At 63.7% G+C, this 19,873-nt stretch carries 21 protein-coding genes and 1 tRNA gene; 12 read left to right on the forward strand and 10 right to left on the reverse strand.

All coding sequences use genetic code 11. The annotated features are described in order from the left end of the window. The first annotated feature begins 110 nt into the window (after positions 1 to 110). From BSG08_RS14035 to BSG08_RS14070, 8 genes are all read left to right on the forward strand, one after another. The gene (locus BSG08_RS14035; RefSeq protein ID WP_175544793.1) at positions 111 to 1,190 is read left to right on the forward strand and encodes a protein kinase domain-containing protein; all 1,080 of its coding nucleotides are present in this window, start codon (positions 111 to 113) and stop codon (positions 1,188 to 1,190) included. A 23-nt stretch (positions 1,191 to 1,213) separates the two neighbouring features. Then, a complete protein-coding gene (locus tag BSG08_RS14040; protein ID WP_175544794.1) occupies positions 1,214 to 2,281 on the forward strand; it encodes an FHA domain-containing protein in 1,068 nt (355 codons plus the stop codon). Further along, positions 2,274 to 3,209 (forward strand): PP2C family protein-serine/threonine phosphatase, encoded by a 936-nt coding sequence (locus tag BSG08_RS14045; protein ID WP_093038175.1) that lies wholly within the window; start codon positions 2,274 to 2,276, stop codon positions 3,207 to 3,209. Before BSG08_RS14040 ends, BSG08_RS14045 begins: the two co-directional genes overlap by 8 nt. Next, a complete protein-coding gene (locus tag BSG08_RS14050) occupies positions 3,206 to 4,468 on the forward strand; it encodes a GTPase domain-containing protein (protein ID WP_093038177.1) in 1,263 nt (420 codons plus the stop codon). The genes BSG08_RS14045 and BSG08_RS14050 overlap by 4 nt, the downstream gene beginning before the upstream one ends. 116 nt (positions 4,469 to 4,584) lie before the next feature. Then, positions 4,585 to 6,675, forward strand: a complete 2,091-nt coding sequence (locus tag BSG08_RS14055; protein WP_093038280.1) for a dynamin family protein — start codon at positions 4,585 to 4,587, stop codon at positions 6,673 to 6,675. After that, the gene (locus tag BSG08_RS14060; RefSeq protein ID WP_093038180.1) at positions 6,672 to 7,592 is read left to right on the forward strand and encodes a dynamin family protein; all 921 of its coding nucleotides are present in this window, start codon (positions 6,672 to 6,674) and stop codon (positions 7,590 to 7,592) included. The genes BSG08_RS14055 and BSG08_RS14060 overlap by 4 nt, the downstream gene beginning before the upstream one ends. Positions 7,593 to 7,695: 103 nt before the next feature. Next, a complete protein-coding gene (locus BSG08_RS14065; protein ID WP_093038183.1) occupies positions 7,696 to 8,079 on the forward strand; it encodes a hypothetical protein in 384 nt (127 codons plus the stop codon). Further along, on the forward strand, positions 8,076 to 8,876 hold the full coding sequence (locus BSG08_RS14070) for a hypothetical protein (RefSeq protein ID WP_093038186.1): 801 nt from the start codon (positions 8,076 to 8,078) through the stop codon (positions 8,874 to 8,876). The genes BSG08_RS14065 and BSG08_RS14070 overlap by 4 nt, the downstream gene beginning before the upstream one ends. 32 nt (positions 8,877 to 8,908) lie before the next feature. Here BSG08_RS14070 and BSG08_RS14075 read toward each other — a convergent pair. After that, positions 8,909 to 8,984 (reverse strand) — tRNA-Thr (locus BSG08_RS14075). A gap of 158 nt (positions 8,985 to 9,142) precedes the next feature. Here BSG08_RS14075 and BSG08_RS14080 point away from each other — a divergent pair. Beyond that, positions 9,143 to 10,018, forward strand: coding sequence for a hypothetical protein (locus BSG08_RS14080; RefSeq protein ID WP_093038189.1), 876 nt, complete (start codon positions 9,143 to 9,145; stop codon positions 10,016 to 10,018). A 10-nt stretch (positions 10,019 to 10,028) separates the two neighbouring features. Here the strand turns inward: BSG08_RS14080 and BSG08_RS14085 are convergent, their stop codons facing one another. After that, positions 10,029 to 10,289 (reverse strand): DUF2312 domain-containing protein, encoded by a 261-nt coding sequence (locus tag BSG08_RS14085; RefSeq protein ID WP_093038220.1) that lies wholly within the window; start codon positions 10,287 to 10,289, stop codon positions 10,029 to 10,031. Positions 10,290 to 10,433: 144 nt separating this feature from the next. Between BSG08_RS14085 and BSG08_RS14090 the strand changes: the two genes are divergently transcribed. After that, positions 10,434 to 10,649 (forward strand): hypothetical protein, encoded by a 216-nt coding sequence (locus tag BSG08_RS14090; RefSeq protein ID WP_093038223.1) that lies wholly within the window; start codon positions 10,434 to 10,436, stop codon positions 10,647 to 10,649. Here BSG08_RS14090 and BSG08_RS14095 read toward each other — a convergent pair. The 8 genes from BSG08_RS14095 to BSG08_RS14130 form a co-directional block, all read right to left on the reverse strand. Then, positions 10,642 to 12,645 carry an enoyl-CoA hydratase-related protein gene (locus BSG08_RS14095; protein ID WP_175544795.1) on the reverse strand — a complete coding sequence of 668 codons (2,004 nt, stop codon included), beginning with the start codon at positions 12,643 to 12,645 and terminating at the stop codon, positions 10,642 to 10,644. The two genes, BSG08_RS14090 and BSG08_RS14095, sit on opposite strands and share 8 nt — an antisense overlap. A gap of 89 nt (positions 12,646 to 12,734) precedes the next feature. Next, on the reverse strand, positions 12,735 to 12,944 hold the full coding sequence (locus BSG08_RS14100) for a hypothetical protein (RefSeq protein ID WP_093038283.1): 210 nt from the start codon (positions 12,942 to 12,944) through the stop codon (positions 12,735 to 12,737). A gap of 91 nt (positions 12,945 to 13,035) precedes the next feature. Next, entirely contained in the window at positions 13,036 to 13,362 is a 327-nt protein-coding gene (locus BSG08_RS14105; protein WP_093038229.1) for a TraR/DksA family transcriptional regulator, read from the reverse strand. A 101-nt stretch (positions 13,363 to 13,463) separates the two neighbouring features. Then, the gene (locus BSG08_RS14110; RefSeq protein WP_093038232.1) at positions 13,464 to 14,465 is read right to left on the reverse strand and encodes a FliM/FliN family flagellar motor switch protein; all 1,002 of its coding nucleotides are present in this window, start codon (positions 14,463 to 14,465) and stop codon (positions 13,464 to 13,466) included. Between the two features lie 79 nt (positions 14,466 to 14,544). Next, the gene (locus BSG08_RS14115) at positions 14,545 to 17,229 is read right to left on the reverse strand and encodes an ATP-binding protein (protein ID WP_093038234.1); all 2,685 of its coding nucleotides are present in this window, start codon (positions 17,227 to 17,229) and stop codon (positions 14,545 to 14,547) included. Further along, entirely contained in the window at positions 17,230 to 17,502 is a 273-nt protein-coding gene (locus BSG08_RS14120; RefSeq protein ID WP_093038237.1) for a hypothetical protein, read from the reverse strand. Continuing rightward, entirely contained in the window at positions 17,499 to 17,867 is a 369-nt protein-coding gene (locus BSG08_RS14125; RefSeq protein ID WP_093038240.1) for a response regulator transcription factor, read from the reverse strand. The genes BSG08_RS14120 and BSG08_RS14125 overlap by 4 nt, the downstream gene beginning before the upstream one ends. A gap of 72 nt (positions 17,868 to 17,939) precedes the next feature. Then, positions 17,940 to 19,250, reverse strand: coding sequence for a helix-turn-helix domain-containing protein (locus BSG08_RS14130; RefSeq protein ID WP_093038243.1), 1,311 nt, complete (start codon positions 19,248 to 19,250; stop codon positions 17,940 to 17,942). 201 nt (positions 19,251 to 19,451) lie between these two features. Between BSG08_RS14130 and BSG08_RS14135 the strand changes: the two genes are divergently transcribed. Further along, complete coding sequence (locus BSG08_RS14135; RefSeq protein WP_175544796.1) at positions 19,452 to 19,673, forward strand: ATP-binding cassette domain-containing protein; 222 nt, start codon at positions 19,452 to 19,454, stop codon at positions 19,671 to 19,673. Positions 19,674 to 19,807: 134 nt separating this feature from the next. Beyond that, positions 19,808 to 19,873: acetyl-coenzyme A synthetase N-terminal domain-containing protein (locus BSG08_RS19950; RefSeq protein WP_425439295.1), on the forward strand; the 66-nt coding region annotated here is incomplete at its 3' end.

The raw sequence follows: 19,873 nt of genomic DNA on the forward strand, positions 1-19,873 counted from the left end.
GGTTCGGAATCACCTATGTCGCGCGCGACAGCCTCGACCGTCAGGTTGTGGTGAAAGAGTGCTTTCCCTCGGGTATCTGCACGCGCGCGAACGGCCGGGTGCGACCGCTGATGCCCGATGTCGAACTTCAGTTTGCAGCCCTCAAGCGGCAATTCATCCGCGAAGCACGCCAGATGGCAAAACTGATTCACCCCAATATCGTCGCAGTTCACCAGGTGTTCGAGGAAAACAACACTGCCTACATGGCGCTCGATCAGGTAAAAGGCGTGGATCTGACGACGCTGTCGCAGGAACACCCCGAAAGGATCACGAACGCGTTTCTCCACACGTTGCTGGACCAGATACTCAAGGCAATCGGGCACACGCACGACCACGGCGTCCTGCACCGCGATATCTCTCCCGACAACATCCTCGCAGACGATGCGGACCACATCACGCTGATTGATTTCGGCGCAGCGCGGGAAAGCGGCATTCCGTCGACAGGCAATCAGTCGATCATCGTTGCCGTCAAGGATGGCTATTCCCCGCACGAGTTCTATGTGTCCGACGCCAGACACGATTTTTCGAGCGATCTCTATTCGCTGGGTGCCACCCTTTATGACATGATTACCGGGTCTCCGCCGCCGGATTGCCAGTCGCGGCTTGCTGCGGTGTCCAGCGGCGCTCCGGACCCTTACCTGCCGCTGGCATCGTCCGATTTCGACTTCGACTACAACATTCTCGCGACCGTCGACCGGGCGCTGGAAATTCCGCAGGAAGATCGTTTTCAATCCGCAAGCGACTGGGCCACAGAACTGGAGACCACGCCCAGGGTGCGCCCCGCCCGGCGGCCCGAGCTGTTACCCGATCCGCATCTGGAAACCAAGATCGCCCAGATCGTCGCGTCGACGAACACGCTTCTGCAACGCCGGAAACCCGACAGCGCCCCCACGGGTATCGCACCACCCACCGCACAGAGCGTCGCTCCCGAGTCGCAGAAAGTCGTGGATATCTTCGGCAACCGGATCGACGATCTCGAGGCTTGGCAGGCCGAGCAGGAACTCGAAATCCAGGCCAGGCAGATGAAATACAAAAAGCCGGATGACACCCGCAAACCGGAACAAGAAGAGACTGATCCAAAACGCAAATCCTGGATCATGAACCTGATTTCACGCTGCCTGCCGGGACGCCGAGCGTCGCGACTGCCCTGATTGAAATGCCGAGGAGATACCTGATGAGATTCATTCGCGAAATCATAAGCGAAAAGCGCAGCGCGCCGGTGGCTGAAACTGCTGATCTGGCAAAGCCTGACACAGGCGAATCGCGCTACGAACCGCTCCGCGCCGGTGCGCAGATGTATCCGCCGGGCCGGGCGAGCGATCCGTTGCCCCTCGATGCGTATGAACTGCCACAGGATGACAGCTTCGAGGATGCGGAATTCGACTCCGATTTCTCACTCTTCGATCAATCCGGGGAGGAAATCGGGGATTCGGCCCCCGATCAGGTCGAGGATGCGCAACCGGACCTCCGCCAGCCGATGAACACGGACGATCTTGCGTTCGACGATGCGCAGGAGGAGGAGGACTATTTCAAGGATCTGGATATCTCCGATCTGAACGATCTGCAGGGCATCGCCGATCCTTTCGAAAAGCTCCGTCAGGAGCATTTTGAACAGAGAGCGGAATACCAGGCTCCCGATCCTCTGGAGACTTGCGAACCCGAGGAACTGCCGGCCATGGACGCACGGATGCCCATCGCAGAGCCTTTGCCGGAGCGCCCCGTCGAGGAAACGTCATCCGTCGAAGTCCCGGCACCCGCCGCCGGGCGCGGGTCAAGCCGGTCCGGTCGCGTCAAGACGCGGCTGCTGGGCTTTTCTGCCGGTTCACTCGACCAGACTGACATGTTCGAGAAAACCACAAGCCACTCTGACAGCCCGTTCCCGGTCGGCTGGCTGGTGGTTGTCTCCGAACTCGGTCGGGGCGCCTCTTTCGCGCTGCATGACGGGGTTTCAAAGGTCGGGCGCGGCACGGATCAGACCGTGTGCCTCAACTTTGGCGACAACAGCATCTCGCGCGACAATCACCTGTCGATTGCCTACGACTCCGAACAAAACAGGTTCTTCGTCGGGCATAGCGGCAAATCGAACCTGGTTCGCCTGAACAACAAGCCGCTTCTGAGCACCGAAGAGCTTTGTTCCAGAGATCAGATCCGGCTGGGCGAGACGACACTTAGGTTCATCGCCCTTTGCGAGGACGATTTCACCTGGGCCAAGTCAGAACAAGAAGCCCTGAAACGTGCCTGAAACGGTCCAATATGTCTATGATGCTGCCCCTGCAATCATTCAGGGGCAGCGCGAGTATCAGGAGGACACGCTGGCCGTGGATTTCACCGCCGGTGCGGGGATGGGTTTCATCGTACTGGCCGACGGAATGGGCGGGCATTCGGCGGGCGATGTGGCAAGCAAGATCGTCGTGACCGAAATCTTCAGCGAATTGAAGATGCGTGCCGACGATGCCGAACAATTGGAATCGGACATCGGCAAGATCCTGCATGCCGCCGTGAGCGGCGCCAATGAATGTATCGGCAGGATGGCCAGTGAAAGTCCCCGGATGCAGGGCATGGGCGCGACGCTCGTCGCGCCGATCGTGATCGACAACCGGCTCTACTGGATATCGGTCGGCGACTCGCCTCTCTACATGTTCCGCGGCAACCGCCTGTTCCGCCTGAACGAGGAGCATTCCGTAAAACGACGCATGGCCCAACTTGTCGACCGGGGCGAGATGGCGCGAGAGGTGGCGGACGAGCATCCCGACCGGGGCTGCCTGACATCGGTTCTGATCGGCAGCACAATTCCGGAAATCGACTGCCGCGACACGCCTGTTGAACTGCGGCACGACGACATCGTGATTGCCGCCAGCGATGGGCTACAGTTCATCAGCGATCTGGAAATCGCACGCATCGTCTATGAATCACGCACCCTGCCAAGCGCCGAGATCAGCGCCAGACTGGTCAAACGCATTACCGATCTCAACGATCCCGACCAGGACAACCTCTCGCTTTGCGTTCTCAAGGTGCAGGAACGATCCAGACTCGCCTGCGCTGCCGCTGATATCGCGGCACCCGCACCCGTCGCCGAGGTCCAGTCCACCCGAACATCCATGCTCGCAAGGGTGAACGGGAAAACGACGATCTGGACCAGAAACACTTTTCAGGGACGTGAACTGCGATGATGTTACCCGATCTTCAGGACATGACCGAGCGTCTTCAGCTTGCGCTGAACGACGACAGGTTGCCGCACGAGTTTCTGAAGGTCGGCAAACAGTTGCTCGCACATCTGACGGAACCCACGCAAATCGCCGTTCTGGGCCTGCCCGGTTCGGGCAAGACCAGCTTGCTGAACATCATCCTCCGCGAAACGGTGATGCCGGATCTCCAGAATGTTCCGATCATCGAGCTGGTTCACGGCAAAACCGCTCGCGTCACCTATGAGGCGCTGACAGCCACCGCCACACGGCGCGACGGTGTTGCGACACAGGCCGACATTCCGCCGCGAACATTTCGCGTCATTCAGGAGTTGCCCCTGCCTCAGCTTGAGGACAAGAGCCTGATCGAGATCAATATGCCCGAGGACTTCGGACAGCGTTCGGATCTGCTCGAATGGGCGGCGAAAAAGGCACATATCGCGATCTGGTGCTCGGAAAATTTCGACGACCGGGAATGCTCGATCTGGTCTTCCGTTCCGGATCGCCTGAAGGATCACAGCTTTCTCGCACTCACCAAGGCGGACCGGTTGCAAATGAAAGGCGTGCTTGCCGAGCAGGTATCCCGCTTTCAGGAACATTTTGCGGACGAGTTTCTCTGCCTCTTTCCCGTTGCGACCAAGCAGGCGAGCGCCGCCTGCGCATCCGGCACCGTCACCAGCGTCGGGCTGTGGAAGGCAAGCGGCGGCAAGGCTCTCGCGGATGGCATTGATCGCGAGATCGCGACCGCCAGGCTGGCCGACAGGGATCATGCGGACGTGTTGCTGACCCGGATCGGTTTTGCCACAAGGCCGCAGACCGCCCATCCCGAGACCAGGGACACCGCCAAGCCGCAGACGGTATCGGCGCCCGAAAGATCACAGGCCGCCCCGGCGGCGCAGCCCCCGGCACCCGCCGCATCGCAGATGGGCCGCGACGAGGCGATCGAAATGGCGCTCTCCCTCCTGCAGAATTGCGCCAATGAAATGCTCGCCGATGGCACGGACCAGCACACATTACCGCCCGAACGGATCCTGGATCAATGCGTGCAGGCGGCGCAGGCGCTGGCCACATTGCTGATGGACACGCAGCCCGACGACCCTGAAATCAGCGCGCTTCGCGAGGACGCGCTGGAGAGCGAGCAGGTGATCATGTTGTTGCAGCTTGAGCGCAGCCAGACCGCAGCCAGCGACGCGATCACCGTTCTGCTTCAACTGAAAAAAGAAATGTCATTGTTGAGTGCAGGATGAAACCCGGACCTGAAAACCTCCCTCTCGTTCTGGATGATTTCCTTTTGTCGTTCGGCCCGGAATCCTCCGGCGAACCGGCCAGAAAAGATCCGGATCCCCGCAGAAAGGCTGACCAGATGAACGTCGAGGTCCCGATCAGACCGGAGAAACCAACCTCGGTTCTCGCGCAACCGGATTACCTGAATGCCGGTCTTGAACCGCTCCGGGAATTCGCGGATCGCGCCCGGCGCGTGCAGGAAGAGCTGACGGCGCTCCAACAGGCGGCAGGCGATTCAGCCAGGCGCGCGGTTGCCCGTCTGGGCAGGGAATTGAACGACTTTGAACCCGCAGTCACCTTTCTGGGTCAGGTGAAATCGGGCAAGACATCGCTCGTCAACGCGATGGCGGGCTGGCCCGACCTCTTGCCGTCGGATGTGAATCCCTGGACTTCCGTAGTCACCTCGCTGCATCTCTCTCCCGGTCGCGAAAGGCAGGAAACAGGCGCCAGTTTCCAGTTCATGGAAGAAGATGAATGGGACCGGCTCGTTCACAAGGGCGGGCGGCTGGGCGAGATGGCCAATCGCGCAGGCGCGAGCGGAGAGCTGGAAACCATCCGCCAGCAGATCGAAATGCTGCGTGAAAAGTCGCGCAAGCGCCTTGGCAACAAGTTCGAGATGCTGCTGGGCCAGGAACATGAATACGGCTACTTCGACAAGAACCTGCTGGAACGCTACATCTGCATCGGCGACGATTTCTTTGACGACGACCCGGCAGAGGACATCGCGAACCAGGGGCGCTTTGCCGATATCACGCGCTCGGCCGATCTTTACCTGAACTGCAACAGCAAACCGTTTCGCATGTGCCTGCGCGACACGCCTGGCGTGAACGATACCTTCATGATGCGTGAACAGGTGACGATCAACGCCGTGAGATCCAGCCGCATCTGCATCGTCGTGCTGTCCGCCCATCAGGCCCTGACCTCGGTCGACATGGCCCTGATCCGCATGATCTCCAGCCTGAAATCCAGGGATGTCGTCATTTTCGTGAACCGGATCGACGAATTGCACGACCCCTCGGCGCAGATCCCGGAAATCGAGACGAGCCTGCGCAAGGTGCTCGCCGATCACAAGGGCCCGGAAGACGCCGACATCATCTTCGGCAGCGCCTACTGGGCCAATACCGTTCTGACCGAAAATCTCGACCGGATGCACAGCGCCAGCACCAACGCGCTGATGAAATACGCCGAGATGAAACTGAACGCCTCGACCCTCGATCAATCTCCTGCGGCGATGATCTGGCACCTGTCCGGCCTGCCCGAACTGAACCGGATCATATCCGAGAGGATCGTCACGAAACTTGGCGATCCGAAACTGACCAGGATCGCCAGCTCTGCGGTCACGATCGCCAGCGGCCAGCAGGCCGCGAACATGGTGCGCGTCCAAGGGCATCAGCTCCATGACCCGATGAGCATGTTTGCGGTCAGAAGCGAACTCAACGCCCTTGCAGAGCGTCACAGGACAATCCTGTCGGAAAAGATCAATCAGACAATCCAGGCCTATCAGTCCCGCGCGGATCGGGCTCATGCCAACTTTGTCGAGCGCGCAACCCATTCGCTGATCACGCATCTTGAGAATGACGGATCGGGTCAGGTCTGGTCCTACAGCCCCACCGGGCTGCGAATGCTGCTCAAATCGGCCTACGCGCTATTTGCATCCCGCGTGCAGAACGCAGCCAGAAGCCAGTATGAACTGGCCGTCGTGGATATCGCCGAACTCTACTTCAACGCCTTCGGTCGGGCCGTCGAAGGCATCGAACTTAGCGTGCCCGAGGTGCAGGAACTGCCGGCCCCGGTTACCATCGCGCAGACGATCGCACTGGACTTCAACGATGGCTGGTGGATGTCATGGTGGCGGCGGACGCGCGGCTACAAGGCTTTTGCCAGGCAGTTTCACACCCTGGTCATGGCTGAAACTCAAGACTTCATGACCCAGCTCAAGACGGTTCAGACCGCGCAGATCCACGACCAGATGATCTACACGCTGAATGCGTTTTTTGAACAGAACCTCGACATCATGATCGAGATCAGCGGCGGCCATGAAGACAGAGAAGGGAATCGACGCAAATGCCTGGAGCCTGAAAAACTTGAACGCCTGGACAAGATCGAAGGCATCATCGACAGGCTGAAATCCTGCTGCAGGCTACCCGAGACGGAAGGGGCCGGAACATGAGCGAAGAAAACCTGATCCGACTGAATCCGGTCGCAGACACCCGCAAGCCCCGCCTTGTGCTGATGGGCGAGTTCAGCGCCGGAAAGAGCACGCTTTCCAACATCCTGCTGGGCTGCAACCCGCTGCCCATGCGGGTGACGGCGACGCGCCTGCCGCCTGTCGTCATCTCTCAGGGTCAGCCCGCGGCATTCACCGTCGGCCACGATGGCGTCAGAACCCCCATTGCGCTCGATAACCTCGAGTCGGTTTCGCTGAGCGAGACAAGGCGGGTCGAACTCTCCATGGAGTCGGATGCGCTTGAACTGTGCGACATCGTCGACATGCCGGGAATCTCGGACCCGAACATGCCCCCGGAAACCTGGCAGAATGTGATCAGGGAAAACGACCTCGTGATCTGGTGCACGCACGCGACTCAGGCCTGGCGCAAATCCGAAGCGGCCATCTGGGACAGCCTGCGCGCCGAGACCTCGGGACGGAACCTGCTGCTGATCACCCAGTTCGACAAGCTGCAGAACCAGCGGGATCAGGACCGGGTTCTCAAGCGGGTTCAACGCGAGACCGAAGGGCTGTTCGAGGCGATCTATCCGGTATCTCTGCTCGTGGCGCTGAACGCCGATGACGATATCGAGGCATGGAGGCGGAGTGGCGCGGCGGAATTTCTCGAGCATGTCATCGGGATGCTTCTCGACTTCGAACATGGACATTCGAAATTTCCGACCGCAGCAACGCACCACGCTGACGACCCTGCTGCCACCGGGCCAGTATCCCCGATACCAGATGAGGATCACGAACCCGTCACGCCAGAACCCGCCAACACTCAGACAGAAGACCGCGTGATGCCAAGACGGGTCCGGCTGAGTTCCGACGCCGGGTCGCGCCGGAACGCCGATCGCCGGGCCGCAAGCCGGGGTGGATGAAAATGCCCCGTCATCATCGCCTTGCGAAATCCAACCGGGATTGCCGTCCATATCCGCAGAACCTGCAGGAGTTGAATACCGTTGGGCGCAGGAGATCTGACTCATGAAGATTCAGGACCACCTCGACCAGCTTCGGAAATCCTCCTTTGGCTGCAACCTCGCCGCCTTCGGGGATATCTCATCCGGTCTCATCCTGCGCTCCAGCTCGGACAGACCCTGCCCGCGCGAACTGCTCGACAGCTTGTGCGAGGACGCCATCCGGTGCTTTGCCCTGGCGGACCGCCATTCCCGGCCAGAGGGCACCGAGTCGGATGTATACGGCGCGTCAGTCATTTCCTTCACGGCCCGGCGGTCGCATGTATTCGCCCGCAATGACACGGAAACCGACGATGTGGTCTGCGCGATCATCGAGCAGGCTCAGGCCATCGACCCCGTGCTCCGCGCTGCCCGGGAAACGGCAGAAAAGATATCGGAAGACAGCACATGACACGCACCGCGCTCACCGACCGGCCCTTTGCGTCAGGCCAGACGCGGCTGGATGACGTGTTGCGCAGATTCGCAACGCCCGCCGATCGTCTGGTCCGCAAGCGCGGAACGCTGCCGGACGATCCCCGTTCACGGCTCAAGGCGCTGCTGCGGGAAATTGATGAAACCGTGCTCCCGCGGCGTATCGAACTGCATGTCAACGGCAAGCGACTGGCGCATCTGTCGGTATTCAATCGCCGCCTCGCTTCCGTCGAAATCGCGGCAAGATCCGCGCCTGTGCCGCAAGGCGGGATCATCGCTTCGGATTTCGCCGAAAGGCTTGCCGAGATCGCCGCAACCCGCGGAACACTCACCTGCGTAACCGCGCGGCAGCCCGACCAGCAGCAGCCGGCAGAATTCACCTGCTCCGTCGGACGGCTGAGGGCGATGCTGGGCTTCGACGCACAGCTTTGCGAAATCGACCGCCTGACCGAGATCATGCGCCCCATCGCGATCGCACGATTGTCATGGACCGGCGAACCCGCGCAACGCGACTTCTCGGGCGACAAGATCTGGCGTCCGCTGCTCGAGGATCACGCGCGAAGGTTCCACAGCCAAGCCGGCGGCAGGAAGCTCGACCGCCTCCCAAGGGCGGGACAGGCAGAGGGGATCGCCATCCCCCTGTCCTCCGAGCAGCTTCTCATGGTGGCATGCCTCGCTGATCGTGGTATGGCCGCCATCCTGCCCCATGACGCCGGCCTCAAGGCGATCGTCTTCTGGCAGACCGCCAACTCACCCGAGCAGGAATCGCCGGAATAACCACATCTCCCCGCCGGTGGACAAAAATCGTATGGTGCCCCCACACGGACTCGAACCGCGGACCTACTGATTACAAATCAGTTGCTCTACCAGCTGAGCTATAGGGGCACGGGCGAGTGCTTACGCATTCCCGCAGGACAATTCAAGCCCAATCCGCGGCATCCCGGACCGCCCTTTCGACCGACACCGCATGGTGACGCGATTGCGGTTCACCTCGCCGCAAAAGCCCGTATAGTACGCCCGATCAACAAGAAAACGGGACAGGCATGCGGGTCATAATCCACGCCGGGGCGCACAACACCGATGAAGACAGGCTGCTGGCCTGCCTTTTCGAGAACAGCGATCTTCTGGCGCAACACGGCACCCACCTGCCCGATCCGGTCCAGTACCGCCGCGTGATCCGCGATATCGTGCAACAGGCCGAGAATGGCGCGCTGATGCCCCAGGCGCGCGAAGCGCTCCGCGAGGTGCTGGGCGATATCCGCGCGGCGAACCGTCTGGTGCTCTCGAACGAGGGCTTTTTCGGCACCCCCAGAATGGCGGTGGGTGGCGGGCTGTTCTACCGCGCGGCAGAGCAGCGGCTCGATCTCTTCCGGCAGATGTTTCCCGGCGACCGCATCGAGCTTTTCCTCGGTCTGCGCGACCCGGCCGGCTATCTGCCCGCCCTGCTGGCCCGGACCAACCTTGCCGGTATGGACGACCTGCTGCGCGGCTGCGATCCCGACCACATGCGCTGGTCCGAACTGATCGGGCGTATCCGCAACAGCCACCCCGAAATCGCCCTCACGGTCTGGTGCAACGAGGATACGCCGCTGATCTGGGGGCGGATCCTGCGCGCCATGGCGGGGCTGCCGGACGGCATCGACCTGGCGGGCGAATTCGCGCTCCTGCCCGAGATCATGAGCCCGGCGGGGGCTGCCCGTTTCCGCGATTACATGAACCGCAATCCCGGCCTGACCGATGCCCAGAAAGGCCGGGTCGTCGAGGCGTTTCTCGACAAGTTCGCCGATCACTCGGCCCTTGAGGAAGAGTTCGACGTTCCCGCCTGGACCGCAGAGACGATCGCCACCCTTACCACGCTCTATGACGCGGATGTGCAGCATATTCGCCAGATGCAGGGCGTCCGGCTGATCCTGCCCTGAGGCAGGCGGCTCAGACCATCCCGAGCGCTTCCTTGTACATCTCCAGAACCGCCTCTTCCTCGGCGATATCGTCCTTGTCGCGCTTGCGCAGCGCGATCACCTTGCGCATCACCCTGGTGTCATAGCCGCGCGCCTTGGCCTCGGCCATCACCTCTTTCTGCTGATCGGCGATGTCCTTCTTCTCGGCCTCCAGCCGCTCGAACCGCTCGATGAACTGGCGCAGTTCGTCGGCGGTCACGCGATAGCTGCTGTCGGATGTCATGTCGTTCATGGGCTGCCTCCGCTGCGGATAGACGCCCTGACTAGCGCCGCGTGCTGCGCGGTGCAAGCGCGATCTGGGTCGCCCCCGGCTTGCACGAGGCCGGGGGATGGGATAGGCGCGTGTCGAGTTTTCACAACGCTTGGGGAACAGGGCATGGAACTACTGATCTGGGGCGGTGCCGCCGTCTCGCTCGCCGGCCTGGCAGCGCTGGTCTGGTGCATCCTGCGCGTCTGGACCGTGCGCCGCGCCGGTGCCTCGGAAGAGGCCCTGCGTCAGGTGGTGCAAAAGGTGGTCCCGCTCAACACCGGCGCGCTCTTTCTGTCGGTGATCGGGCTGATGATGGTGGTCGTCGGTATCCTGCTCAGCTGACCGCCAACGCCACCCGGCCAAAGAAACCCTCGCCGTTGCGCACCATCGCCTCGATCATCGGCTGCGGCGCCCAGAGCGGCTCCGACACCGCCCGCAGCGCCTTCATGTCCTTGAGCACCGCCAGCAGGCCGCGCTGATCGGCCTGAAAGAGCGGCCCGCCATGCAGCCGTTCATAGCCGTAACCACGCACCATCAGCACATCGAGATCCGAGGCGCGCTGAACCGCCCCCGCCGCCAGCAGCCGCGCCGCGCCATTGACCAGGGCCGCATGCAGCGCATCGCGCGGCGCCACGCCGCCCGGCACCTCACCGGGATCAAGCCCCGTTCCGGCCATATCCCTTGACGGGCGCGGACCCTCCGGCGGATGATCGTAAAACCCCCGTCCCGCCACACGGCCCGTCGCACCCCGCGCCAGACGCTCGGCCAGCGGGCCGTCCCGGTCGGGCGGGCGCGCGCCGATCATGGTCGCAACCTTGCCCAGGCGCTGTGCAACCTGCGCCAGCCCCTCGATATCCATCAGCAGGAACGGCCCATGGCGCAGGCCCAGTCGCTGCGCCGCCTGATCGACCCGCAGCGGCGTCAGCCCCTCGCGCACCAGATCGAGCGCGGCAAGGCAGAGCACCCCCATCATCACATGGCCCAGCCCCGGCCCCGCCGCGGGCAGCGCGGCGCGCAGCGCGGTGCGGCCGGTCTCGGCGCATAGCCGTGCGAGACTGGCCACATCGCCAGCCGCCGCGCCCTCGCCCACGGCAATCTCGGCCAGCTTCAGCGTCTGCGCCGGTCGATACAGCCGCAGCCCCAGCCGCGCGCCGCCCAATCCCGCGCCCGAATCGAGCAGCGCGGTGATCCCACTTTCCGCGGGCCGCGCGGGCACGCCCTGCGGCACCACCTCGGCGCGCCCGTCGAGCACCAGATCGGCCCAGTCATCGGCCCGTTCCGGCACCAGTCGCGCCAGTCGCCTCTGCATCTCGTCGGTTTCCATCCTGCCGGCCCTGACCGCCCGCATACAGGCCTGCCGCACCTGCCGGGCCAGGTCCGCATCCTCGGTCCGCACCTCGCGGCCCGCCTCCAGGAACGCCATCGCCACATCGCCCAGCCCCGTCCCCGAAAGCGCGATCCGCCGTAACGGGCGCACTTCGGCCCCGCGCAATTCTGGCATGCCGCCCGCGCGCCGTTCGGCCGCGTAGACGTACCGCTGTGCCCGCGCCTCGGGACTCTGCAGCCGCTCGTCAAACAGCACCTGCTCGAAATTCAAGCCTTGGGTAAAAGGCAACAACTGCGCCGCCTCGACCGCGCGCAGGATATCCCCCGCGGCACCGGACGGCTTTTGCAGTTTCTGTTCCGCCGCCGCGATCGCATCCCGATAGGCCAGCGGATCCTCCAGGCCGCGCTCGCAATCGCAACTGCGCCGCCATTGCCCCTCATCGGCGAGACGGCGCGCCAGGGCCACCGCCTCTGCTTCCGGCGCGATCCCGACAAGCCGGTCGAACACATCCGCCAGACGCGGATCCTCGGTGCGCACCGTCTGACCCGACAACATGAGGTCCAGCGCCACCCCCGCCCCGGCCAGGCGCGGCAGGCGTTGGGTCACGCCCGCACCGGGCATCATGCCAAGACCGATTTCGGGCAGGGCGATCTGCGCCCCCGCTTGCGCCACCCGCGCATGCGCCGCCAGCACCAGCGCCAGCGCCGCGCCAAGCGCGGCCCCGTGCAGCGCCACGACCACGGGCTTGGGAAACGCCTCGATCTCAGCGCACAGCGCCGAAACCGATGGGGTCGCCGCGGGCTGGTCATACTCTGTCAGATCCACACCGGACGAGAATCCCGGCCCGATACCGCAGATCACCACCGCGCGACAAGCCGAATCTTCGGCGGCTTCGCGCAGCGCCTGCAACAGATCGGCCCGCAGATCCGGCGTCAGGGCATTTGCCACCGGCCGGTCAAGCCGCACGATCCGCACACCATCCTGTGTGTCCAGTTGAATTTGCCTCGTCACAACGCACCCACCCGTCCGGCACCACATGCAACGCAATTACAACCAAGTATGACCTTTTACGCAAGCGTCGGACGGCAAATGCAGAGCGTTCAGACCGGCATGTTGTCGAATTGCGCCTCGATCGCCTCGCACAACAGCTGTTCATGCAGGCGCTTGGTCCGGGACGGGACCGCCTCGCCCTCTGATCGCAGACGTTCCATCATGCGCCGCAACTGAGGCTGATACCTGTAACGCGTGGCGCTTTCGGCCTGGACGATCTGATGTTCCAGCCGGGCAAGCTCGGTGGTCAAGTTGGTCATGGTCATCCTCCCTGGTGGCATGGCGAGTATAGCGTAGTTAGGGTCACAGAAACACTCGTAACACCTCCCTGCAAAGAGATTGTGAACAGCCTCAGGATATCTGAGCGGCGCATTGCCGACAGAGTGGGGTTTCCGGCAGAATCTCCAGCCTCGCGGTGGAAATCCGCTCGTCGCACTGCACACAAACGCCATAGCTGCCATCCCGGATTCGCGCCAGCGCCGCGCGAATGCGTGCGATTTCCTCCTGTCCGCTCTGGCCCAGATGCTCCAGAACCTCATCGCCTTCGCGCTCAATGGCCATATCCGAGAAATCACGGGTTTTCGGGCAATCCAGCTCGCTTTCGATCATGTGGAGACGCGTGTCCAACTCCTCCAGACGCGCCATCAAGGCGGCGCGATATCTTCCAGTCTCCAGCATCGCAATCCTCCGATTCAATGGAAGTATAACAAGCTTCGTCCGAGTCGTCCTTGATATAGGTCAAGCCCGCTGACCGGGCGCGGAAATCTGCGCGAGCGCTCTCAGATCCGCACCTGCGCCGGACCGGAATAGGGCACGATCTGCGCCCCCACCTCGCCGCGCGACTGCGGATCGGTGGTGTCCTGCGTGCCCTCCGCCGACGACTCTGGCGCTGCGGGCCCGGCCAGCGTGCCGCCCTCCGCCGCAAGCAACCGCACCGCGCGCCAGCCGTTGATCTGGCCCAGATGAACCCTGGCCACCAGATGCCCGCCGGTTCCGACCAGTTGCGCAGATGACAGCGCCTCGCGCGCCAGCGGCACGATCTGTCCCGGCCGGAACGCCCAGACATCCCTGAGCGTCAGGTTGACGCGCGCCATCACCGTGTCCAGAACCACCGGCGCATTGAGCGTCACCTCCCCGATCCCGCGGGCGGCGTGCGCCGCTCGCGTACTGTCCGCCTTTCTGGGCGGGGCCAACGCCACTGGCAGCAACAGGTCTAGCCGCCCGGTCTTGGCCCCCGGCCCCAGATCGACGGTGATGCGGAAAAGATCATAGTCGCCGTCGGTCAGAACCAGCGACAGGCTGCGCGGTTCCTCGACCCGGTCGCCAAAGCGAAAGGCGCGCGCCACATGATCCTCGAACCCCTCAACCATCCGCTCGTCGAACCGTTCGAGCAGCGCATCGACCAGCGGCGCCACCATCGCCGCATCGGTGGGTGTCGCGGGACGGACCCGCGCCACCCCCGGCCGCACCGCACCCATGGTCTGCACCTCGATCAGCGCCGCCAGAAACTGCGGATCAAGCCGAAGTGCTGCGCGCGCGCCCTGTGCGCCGTCCAGCAGCACCAACAGCCCCTCTTCGCCAAGGCTGCGCGCGGCCTCGCCGGGCGGCACGCGCATCTGCTCGACCGTGGCCACATTCAGCGCCAGGTCGAAATGCGTGTCGGCGGCCTGCGCCAGCGACAGGCGCAACGCCTTGGCCGGCGACATCAGCCGCGGATCAGCCCCGTCGCGCGCCGCCCTGGCCTTGCGACGGATGACCGAATTCTGATCCTGCGATCCCATACCGCCTGCTGCTGCCCGCTGCCACTGCCGTTGCGGTCACCCTAGGCAGGCTTTGTTACCATCCCCTTAACCCCGGCAGTCATTGCGCGGCCATCCGGTTTGCGACCGGCAGGCTCACCCGGAACGCCGCCCCGGCCTGCCCCGGAAGATAGCTGACAGAGCCGCCAAGCCGCGTCATGATCTCGCGGCAGATCGCCAGTCCCAGCCCCGCGCCCCCGGCCTTGGTCTCGCCGATACGCGAGAATTTCTCGAAGATGACCGCCTGTTTCTCGGGCGGGATTCCCGATCCGTTATCGGTGAAATCAATCACCAGATACCCGCCGCTCTGACGAGTGCGGATGGTCAGGACCGGCGGCCTGCCGTCACAGTATTTGCGCGCATTGGCGATCAGGTTGATGAACACCTGCGCCAGCCGGTCCAGATCGGTGGTCAGTGCCACCGCCTCGGCGGCCCGGTCGCGCTCGACCCGCAGATCGCCGCCCTGCACGCCTGCCGCCCGCTCGGCCCGATCCAGCAGATCGCTCAGCAGGCCGGTCTGCGAATTCAGCACCACCTGCCCGTTCTCCAGCACGCTCAGATCCAGCAGATCGTCCAGCAGCCGCGTCAACCGCACCGCCTCGTCATGGATGATCGAGGCATATTTGCTCTGCTCCTCGGGCGTCAGGTCGCCGGTATCGCGCAGGATCTCGGAAAACGCCCGGATCGAGGTCATCGGCGTGCGCAGCTCGTGACTGATCTGACTGAGGAACCCGTCCTTTTGCACCGAAATCTGCGTCAGCTTCTCGTTGGCCTGCCTGAGCTGCCGCGCGGTGCGCGCCAGTTCCTGCGATTTCGCCTCAAGCTGGCTGGAATATTCCATGATCTGCGCGGTCTCGTCCGCCACCGCCATCAGATCCTCGACCGACACCGCCGCGCCGCCGACGATCTGCCCGATCATCGCATGCGCCGTGGCCGCCCCGACCGAGCCGGACAGCACGCGCTCCAGCTCCTGCAGGAAATCGGGGCTGGGTTCCGGCAGATACCCCACCAGCCCCTGCCGTCGTGCCGCACGTTCGAACAGCGCCTGCGCCTCGCGCGCGCCCAGGATGCGCTGCGACATGATCAGCAGATCCTCGCTCTGCGCCATGCCTCCGGCCCAGCCGCCGGGGGTCGGGGAATGCTCGAACACATTGACGAACTGCGCCCCCTGAAGCCGCTCGATCGGCTGCGGAAAACTCAGCAGAGAGCACAGCACAAACGCACCCGTGTTTAGCAGCATGGACCACATCAGCGCATGCATCACCGGGTCCATCCCCTCGGCCCCGAACAGTGCGCGCGGCCTGAGCCAGCCAATCCCCCACAGCCCGTTGTCAAACACCGCCTGCGGCAGCACCACGGAGGGTCCGAAACTGGGCAGAAAGAGACAATAGAGCCAGACCACAAAGCCCAGCCCCAGCCCCGCCAGCGCGCCGGTGCGCGTCGCTCCGCGCCAGAACAGCCCCCCCATCAGCGAGGGCAGGAACTGCGCCACCCCGACAAAGGAAATCAGCCCGATCGCGGCCAGCGCGGTGCCGCTGCCCGACAGGCGAAAATAGAGATAGCCAAGGAACACGATCCCCGCGATGCTCAGCCGCCGCGCGAGCAGCGCCACATGCCGCACGTCCCCCGACACCACCGCGGCACCACCGCTCAGATGCAGCCAGATCGGCATCACCATATGGTTCGACACCATGGTCGAAAGCGCTATCGCGGCGACGATCACCATCGAGGTGGCGCTGGAAAACCCGCCCAGAAAGGACAGGATCGCCAGCCCGTCGCGCCCGTCCATCAGCGGCAGCGTCAGCACGAAAAGGTCCGGGTTGGCCCCCGACGGCATCAGATCCAGCCCCACCGCCGCGATCGGCACCACAAAGAGGCTCATCAGCATCAGATAGGTCGGAAACGCCCAGGCTGCGGTGCGCAGGTGGTCCTCGTCCTCGTTCTCGACCACCATCACCTGAAACATCCGAGGCAGGCACAGGAACGCCATCGCCGACAGCATCGTCAGCCCGACCCAGCGGCTGCCCGTCACCTCGAACCGGGATATCTCGGATGCTTCGATCCGCGCCAGCGTCTCGGCCACACCGCCCGACAGCCCCCAGACCACGAACACCCCCACCGCCAGCAGCGCAAACAGCTTGACCACCGCCTCGACCGCAATCGCCATGACAACGCCGTGATGCCGCTCGTTGGCGTCAAGATTGCGGGTGCCGAAGAGAATGGTGAAAACCGTCAGCCCCATCGCCACCCAGAGCGCGGTGGACTGCATGTCGGGCAGCGTCGTGGCCTCCGGGTCGGTCTCGGCAAAGGCGGCGAACGACAGCGTCACCGATTGCAGTTGCAGCGCGATATAGGGCGTGGCCCCGATCACCGCCAGGACGGTGACAAACACCGCCAGCAGGTTCGACTTGCCATAGCGCGACGAGATCAGATCGGCGATCGAGGTAATCCGCTGGCTGCGTCCCACCCGCACCATCTTGCGCAGCGTCCACCACCAGCCGATCATCACCAGCGTCGGCCCCAGATAGATCGTCACGAATTCGAGCCCCGAGCGCGCGGCAAAACCGACCGCGCCATAAAAGGTCCAGGCGGTGCAGTAGATCGACAGCGACAGCGTGTAGACATAGGGCGACCGCAGCCAGCTTCCCCGCCCCCTGAGCGCCGCGCGATCCGCGGCAAAGGCCACGGCAAACAGGAACACGACGTAGAGAACACAGACCAGAATCAGCGCGTTGAGGATCGACATTCATGCCTCCTCCGCCACCGGCGGCGCAGCCTCCGACTCGCTCGCGCGCAGATGCCGCGAGATCACACCGGAAATCACCGACAGCGCGATCCACAGACCGAAGATGTAGAACATCACGCCGTTCGTGCCGATCGCCCCGTCCGCGCCCCGCCACAGCAGCGGAATACAGAACAGGACAGCGCCCGCAATCGGCAAGAGCCGCGCCGCATCGGCCAGACGGCGGCGGCGATAGCTGCGCCGCGCCAGAAAGACCGGGGCGCGTTCGGGGCTCATGGCGTCACCAGCGCCCGCACGGCGGCCAGGACATCGGCATTGGAAAACGGCTTGGTCATGTACTGGCTGGCCCCGGCGCGCTCGGCCATCTCGCGATCCTTGCTCTGACCACGCGCCGTCAGCATCAGCACCGGCGTGTCGGCAAACTCCGTATCGCCACGGATTTCCTGCAGGATATCGAACCCGCTCTTGCCCGGCAGCATCACGTCCAGAATGATCAGGTCGGGCGCACGCTCGCGCACCGCCTGCATCGCGTCATGCCCGTTGGAATGGGTCTTCACCTCCCAGCCATCCCGCGACAGGATAAAACTGACCGCCTCGATGATATTCGGCTCATCCTCGATCAGCAGAACCTTATTGCCCATGCAACCGGCCTCCCCTCCGATGCGATGGCGGACACGCCGCCTGCACAACTATTCCCAATCTCGCCCGTTCTGTCAAAAACCCTCTGCGATGATCGACGGCTCGCGCCGCGCCCTGCATTCGGCCAGCGGACAGATCCGGCAACTTACACCCAGTTCCCGTATGGAACCGCCATTCTCTCCCGGATCGGGCAAAAGCAGCATATGCGCCTGCATCAGCGCAGGCCGGTCAAAGCCCGCCGGCCCCGCCTGCGACGCCACCGCACAGGCTTCGACCACTGCGGCACCGCGCCCGGCCTGCCTGACCCGCATCCGCAGCGGCGCCTGCGGCTGCGCCAGCACCTGATAGAGCGGCCAGAGCGGGCAGGCCCCGGCCATGCGCGGCGCCGCGAACCCCTCCAGCGGCTTGCGGAAAATCAGCGTGCCCGAGCCGTCGCAGATCACCAGCCCGACCGGACCGACCGCAGCCTCGGGCAGGCTCGCCAGCCGCCGGAACACCTGCGCCATACCCACCCCGGCAGATTCCGCCAGCCGGTCCGGTCGCATCCCCAGATCGCCGATCCGTGCCAGAAACGCATTCAGCGGCAGCGCGCGGGCATCCTCCAGATAGCGCAGCAGGACCTCGCGCACGAGGTGCTGCGCCGCGCCCGACATCGCCTGCCCTGCCTCGCTCCGCAACAGCCGGATCACATCGCGCGGCCCGGCCACTTCGCGCTCCAGATCCTCGAAGTGAAACCCGTGCGCGGCAAGAAAGGCGTGCATCTCGTCCTGCGGCGATTTCAACTCCGCATCGCGGTTTGGCGCGCCATCGAGATAGCGCACCAGCGCCTGCGCACCCTCGGTCAGGCGCGCGCTGTCCTCATTGATATTGCGGTGAAACCGCGCCTGCCATTCCGGTTCCAACGCCCTGGTCTCGACCAGGATAGACGAGGTCGCGCGAATCGCCGTCACCGCCGAAATCACCTCATGCAGCGAATCCGCCAGAAACGGATCATGTGCCAGCCGGTCGGTCAGCGTGCCGATGGTGCGCTCCAGGCTTTCGCTGCGCCGGTGCAGATCGACCAGCATCCGCGCCCAGCCCGGAAAGCGCCCGGCGAATTCCTCCAGCCGGCTCAGCTCGGGACCATCGCCGGCCCGCCCACCCGCCGCCTCGCGCAGCGCCGAGATCAGCGTCGCCTCCGCCCCCTCCGACAAGAGCGCCGGTTCGACCTCCAGCACTTCGGCCAGCCGAAGCAGCGTCTTGCCGCCGATCCTGCGCCGGTTATGCTCGATAAGATTCAGATAGGACGGCGAAATTCCGGCCTGTCGCGCCAGATCGGACTGGCGTATTCCGCCAAGAACCCGCCGCTCGCGGATTCGCGTCCCGATCATGAACCTTTCCGGCATCGTTTTTTTTTCCTGATCCGGGTGTGACTTGCCGCGCCTGCTTGATAATTTATTTACGTCATGCCACAGGCATCTGTCTATGAATTTACAAAATAACTGTTCTGCAAAAGGCAGTTGTTCCGCAATTTTCTTATCCGCCACGCTTTCCCGCTCAATGGCGCCCTGCCGGGGAACTCGGCGCGATACCCTTGCCAGGATTTCATGACGAGAGGAATTCATGGCACGCAACAGGGCATCACCACCATCATCGCGCAACAGAACGTGGTGCGCGCGCTGGTCCTGCCCGTCCGGGCGGTGGTCCTTGACATGGGCTGGATCGTGTTCGACGGTATTGCTGCCGGAGTGCGGGAGAACGAGGAGCTTCGCGCCGAATACCTCGCCATCCGAGGCGCGGCCCCCACCGTGCCGCAGCGTCGGCCCTGACCTGCCGTGACGGCAGGCACCGGAATCATGACCACGAGACCCAGAGGTGAATGCGATCCATGTCCGACAAGACCTATCCCCCCTCCGCAGCCTTCGCGGCCAATGCCCATATCGACGCCGCCACATACAAATCCATGTATGCCGCCTCGGTCAGCGATCCTGCGGCGTTCTGGGGCGAGCATGGCAGGCGGATCGACTGG

It is taken from the genome of Roseovarius azorensis (assembly GCF_900109455.1).
Classification (GTDB): domain Bacteria; phylum Pseudomonadota; class Alphaproteobacteria; order Rhodobacterales; family Rhodobacteraceae; genus Roseovarius; species Roseovarius azorensis.

Bases quoted from the DNA above. Each gene is read 5' to 3' on its own strand.
- BSG08_RS14060 (WP_093038180.1), top strand. From the start codon at position 6,672: ATGAGCGAAGAAAACCTGATCCGACTGAATCCGGTCGCAGACACCCGC.
- BSG08_RS14065 (WP_093038183.1), top strand. From the start codon at position 7,696: ATGAAGATTCAGGACCACCTCGACCAGCTTCGGAAATCCTCCTTTGGC.
- BSG08_RS14050 (WP_093038177.1), top strand. From the start codon at position 3,206: ATGATGTTACCCGATCTTCAGGACATGACCGAGCGTCTTCAGCTTGCG.
- BSG08_RS14040 (WP_175544794.1), top strand. From the start codon at position 1,214: ATGAGATTCATTCGCGAAATCATAAGCGAAAAGCGCAGCGCGCCGGTG.
- BSG08_RS14055 (WP_093038280.1), top strand. From the start codon at position 4,585: ATGAACGTCGAGGTCCCGATCAGACCGGAGAAACCAACCTCGGTTCTC.
- BSG08_RS14135 (WP_175544796.1), top strand. From the start codon at position 19,452: ATGACGAGAGGAATTCATGGCACGCAACAGGGCATCACCACCATCATC.
- BSG08_RS14130 (WP_093038243.1), bottom strand. From the start codon at position 19,250: ATGCCGGAAAGGTTCATGATCGGGACGCGAATCCGCGAGCGGCGGGTT.
- BSG08_RS14085 (WP_093038220.1), bottom strand. From the start codon at position 10,289: ATGAACGACATGACATCCGACAGCAGCTATCGCGTGACCGCCGACGAA.
- BSG08_RS14120 (WP_093038237.1), bottom strand. From the start codon at position 17,502: ATGAGCCCCGAACGCGCCCCGGTCTTTCTGGCGCGGCGCAGCTATCGC.
- BSG08_RS14090 (WP_093038223.1), top strand. From the start codon at position 10,434: ATGGAACTACTGATCTGGGGCGGTGCCGCCGTCTCGCTCGCCGGCCTG.
- BSG08_RS14070 (WP_093038186.1), top strand. From the start codon at position 8,076: ATGACACGCACCGCGCTCACCGACCGGCCCTTTGCGTCAGGCCAGACG.
- BSG08_RS14100 (WP_093038283.1), bottom strand. From the start codon at position 12,944: ATGACCAACTTGACCACCGAGCTTGCCCGGCTGGAACATCAGATCGTC.
- BSG08_RS14035 (WP_175544793.1), top strand. From the start codon at position 111: ATGCCCGATGTCGAACTTCAGTTTGCAGCCCTCAAGCGGCAATTCATC.
- BSG08_RS14105 (WP_093038229.1), bottom strand. From the start codon at position 13,362: ATGCTGGAGACTGGAAGATATCGCGCCGCCTTGATGGCGCGTCTGGAG.
- BSG08_RS14115 (WP_093038234.1), bottom strand. From the start codon at position 17,229: ATGTCGATCCTCAACGCGCTGATTCTGGTCTGTGTTCTCTACGTCGTG.
- BSG08_RS14080 (WP_093038189.1), top strand. From the start codon at position 9,143: ATGCGGGTCATAATCCACGCCGGGGCGCACAACACCGATGAAGACAGG.
- BSG08_RS14125 (WP_093038240.1), bottom strand. From the start codon at position 17,867: ATGGGCAATAAGGTTCTGCTGATCGAGGATGAGCCGAATATCATCGAG.
- BSG08_RS14110 (WP_093038232.1), bottom strand. From the start codon at position 14,465: ATGGGATCGCAGGATCAGAATTCGGTCATCCGTCGCAAGGCCAGGGCG.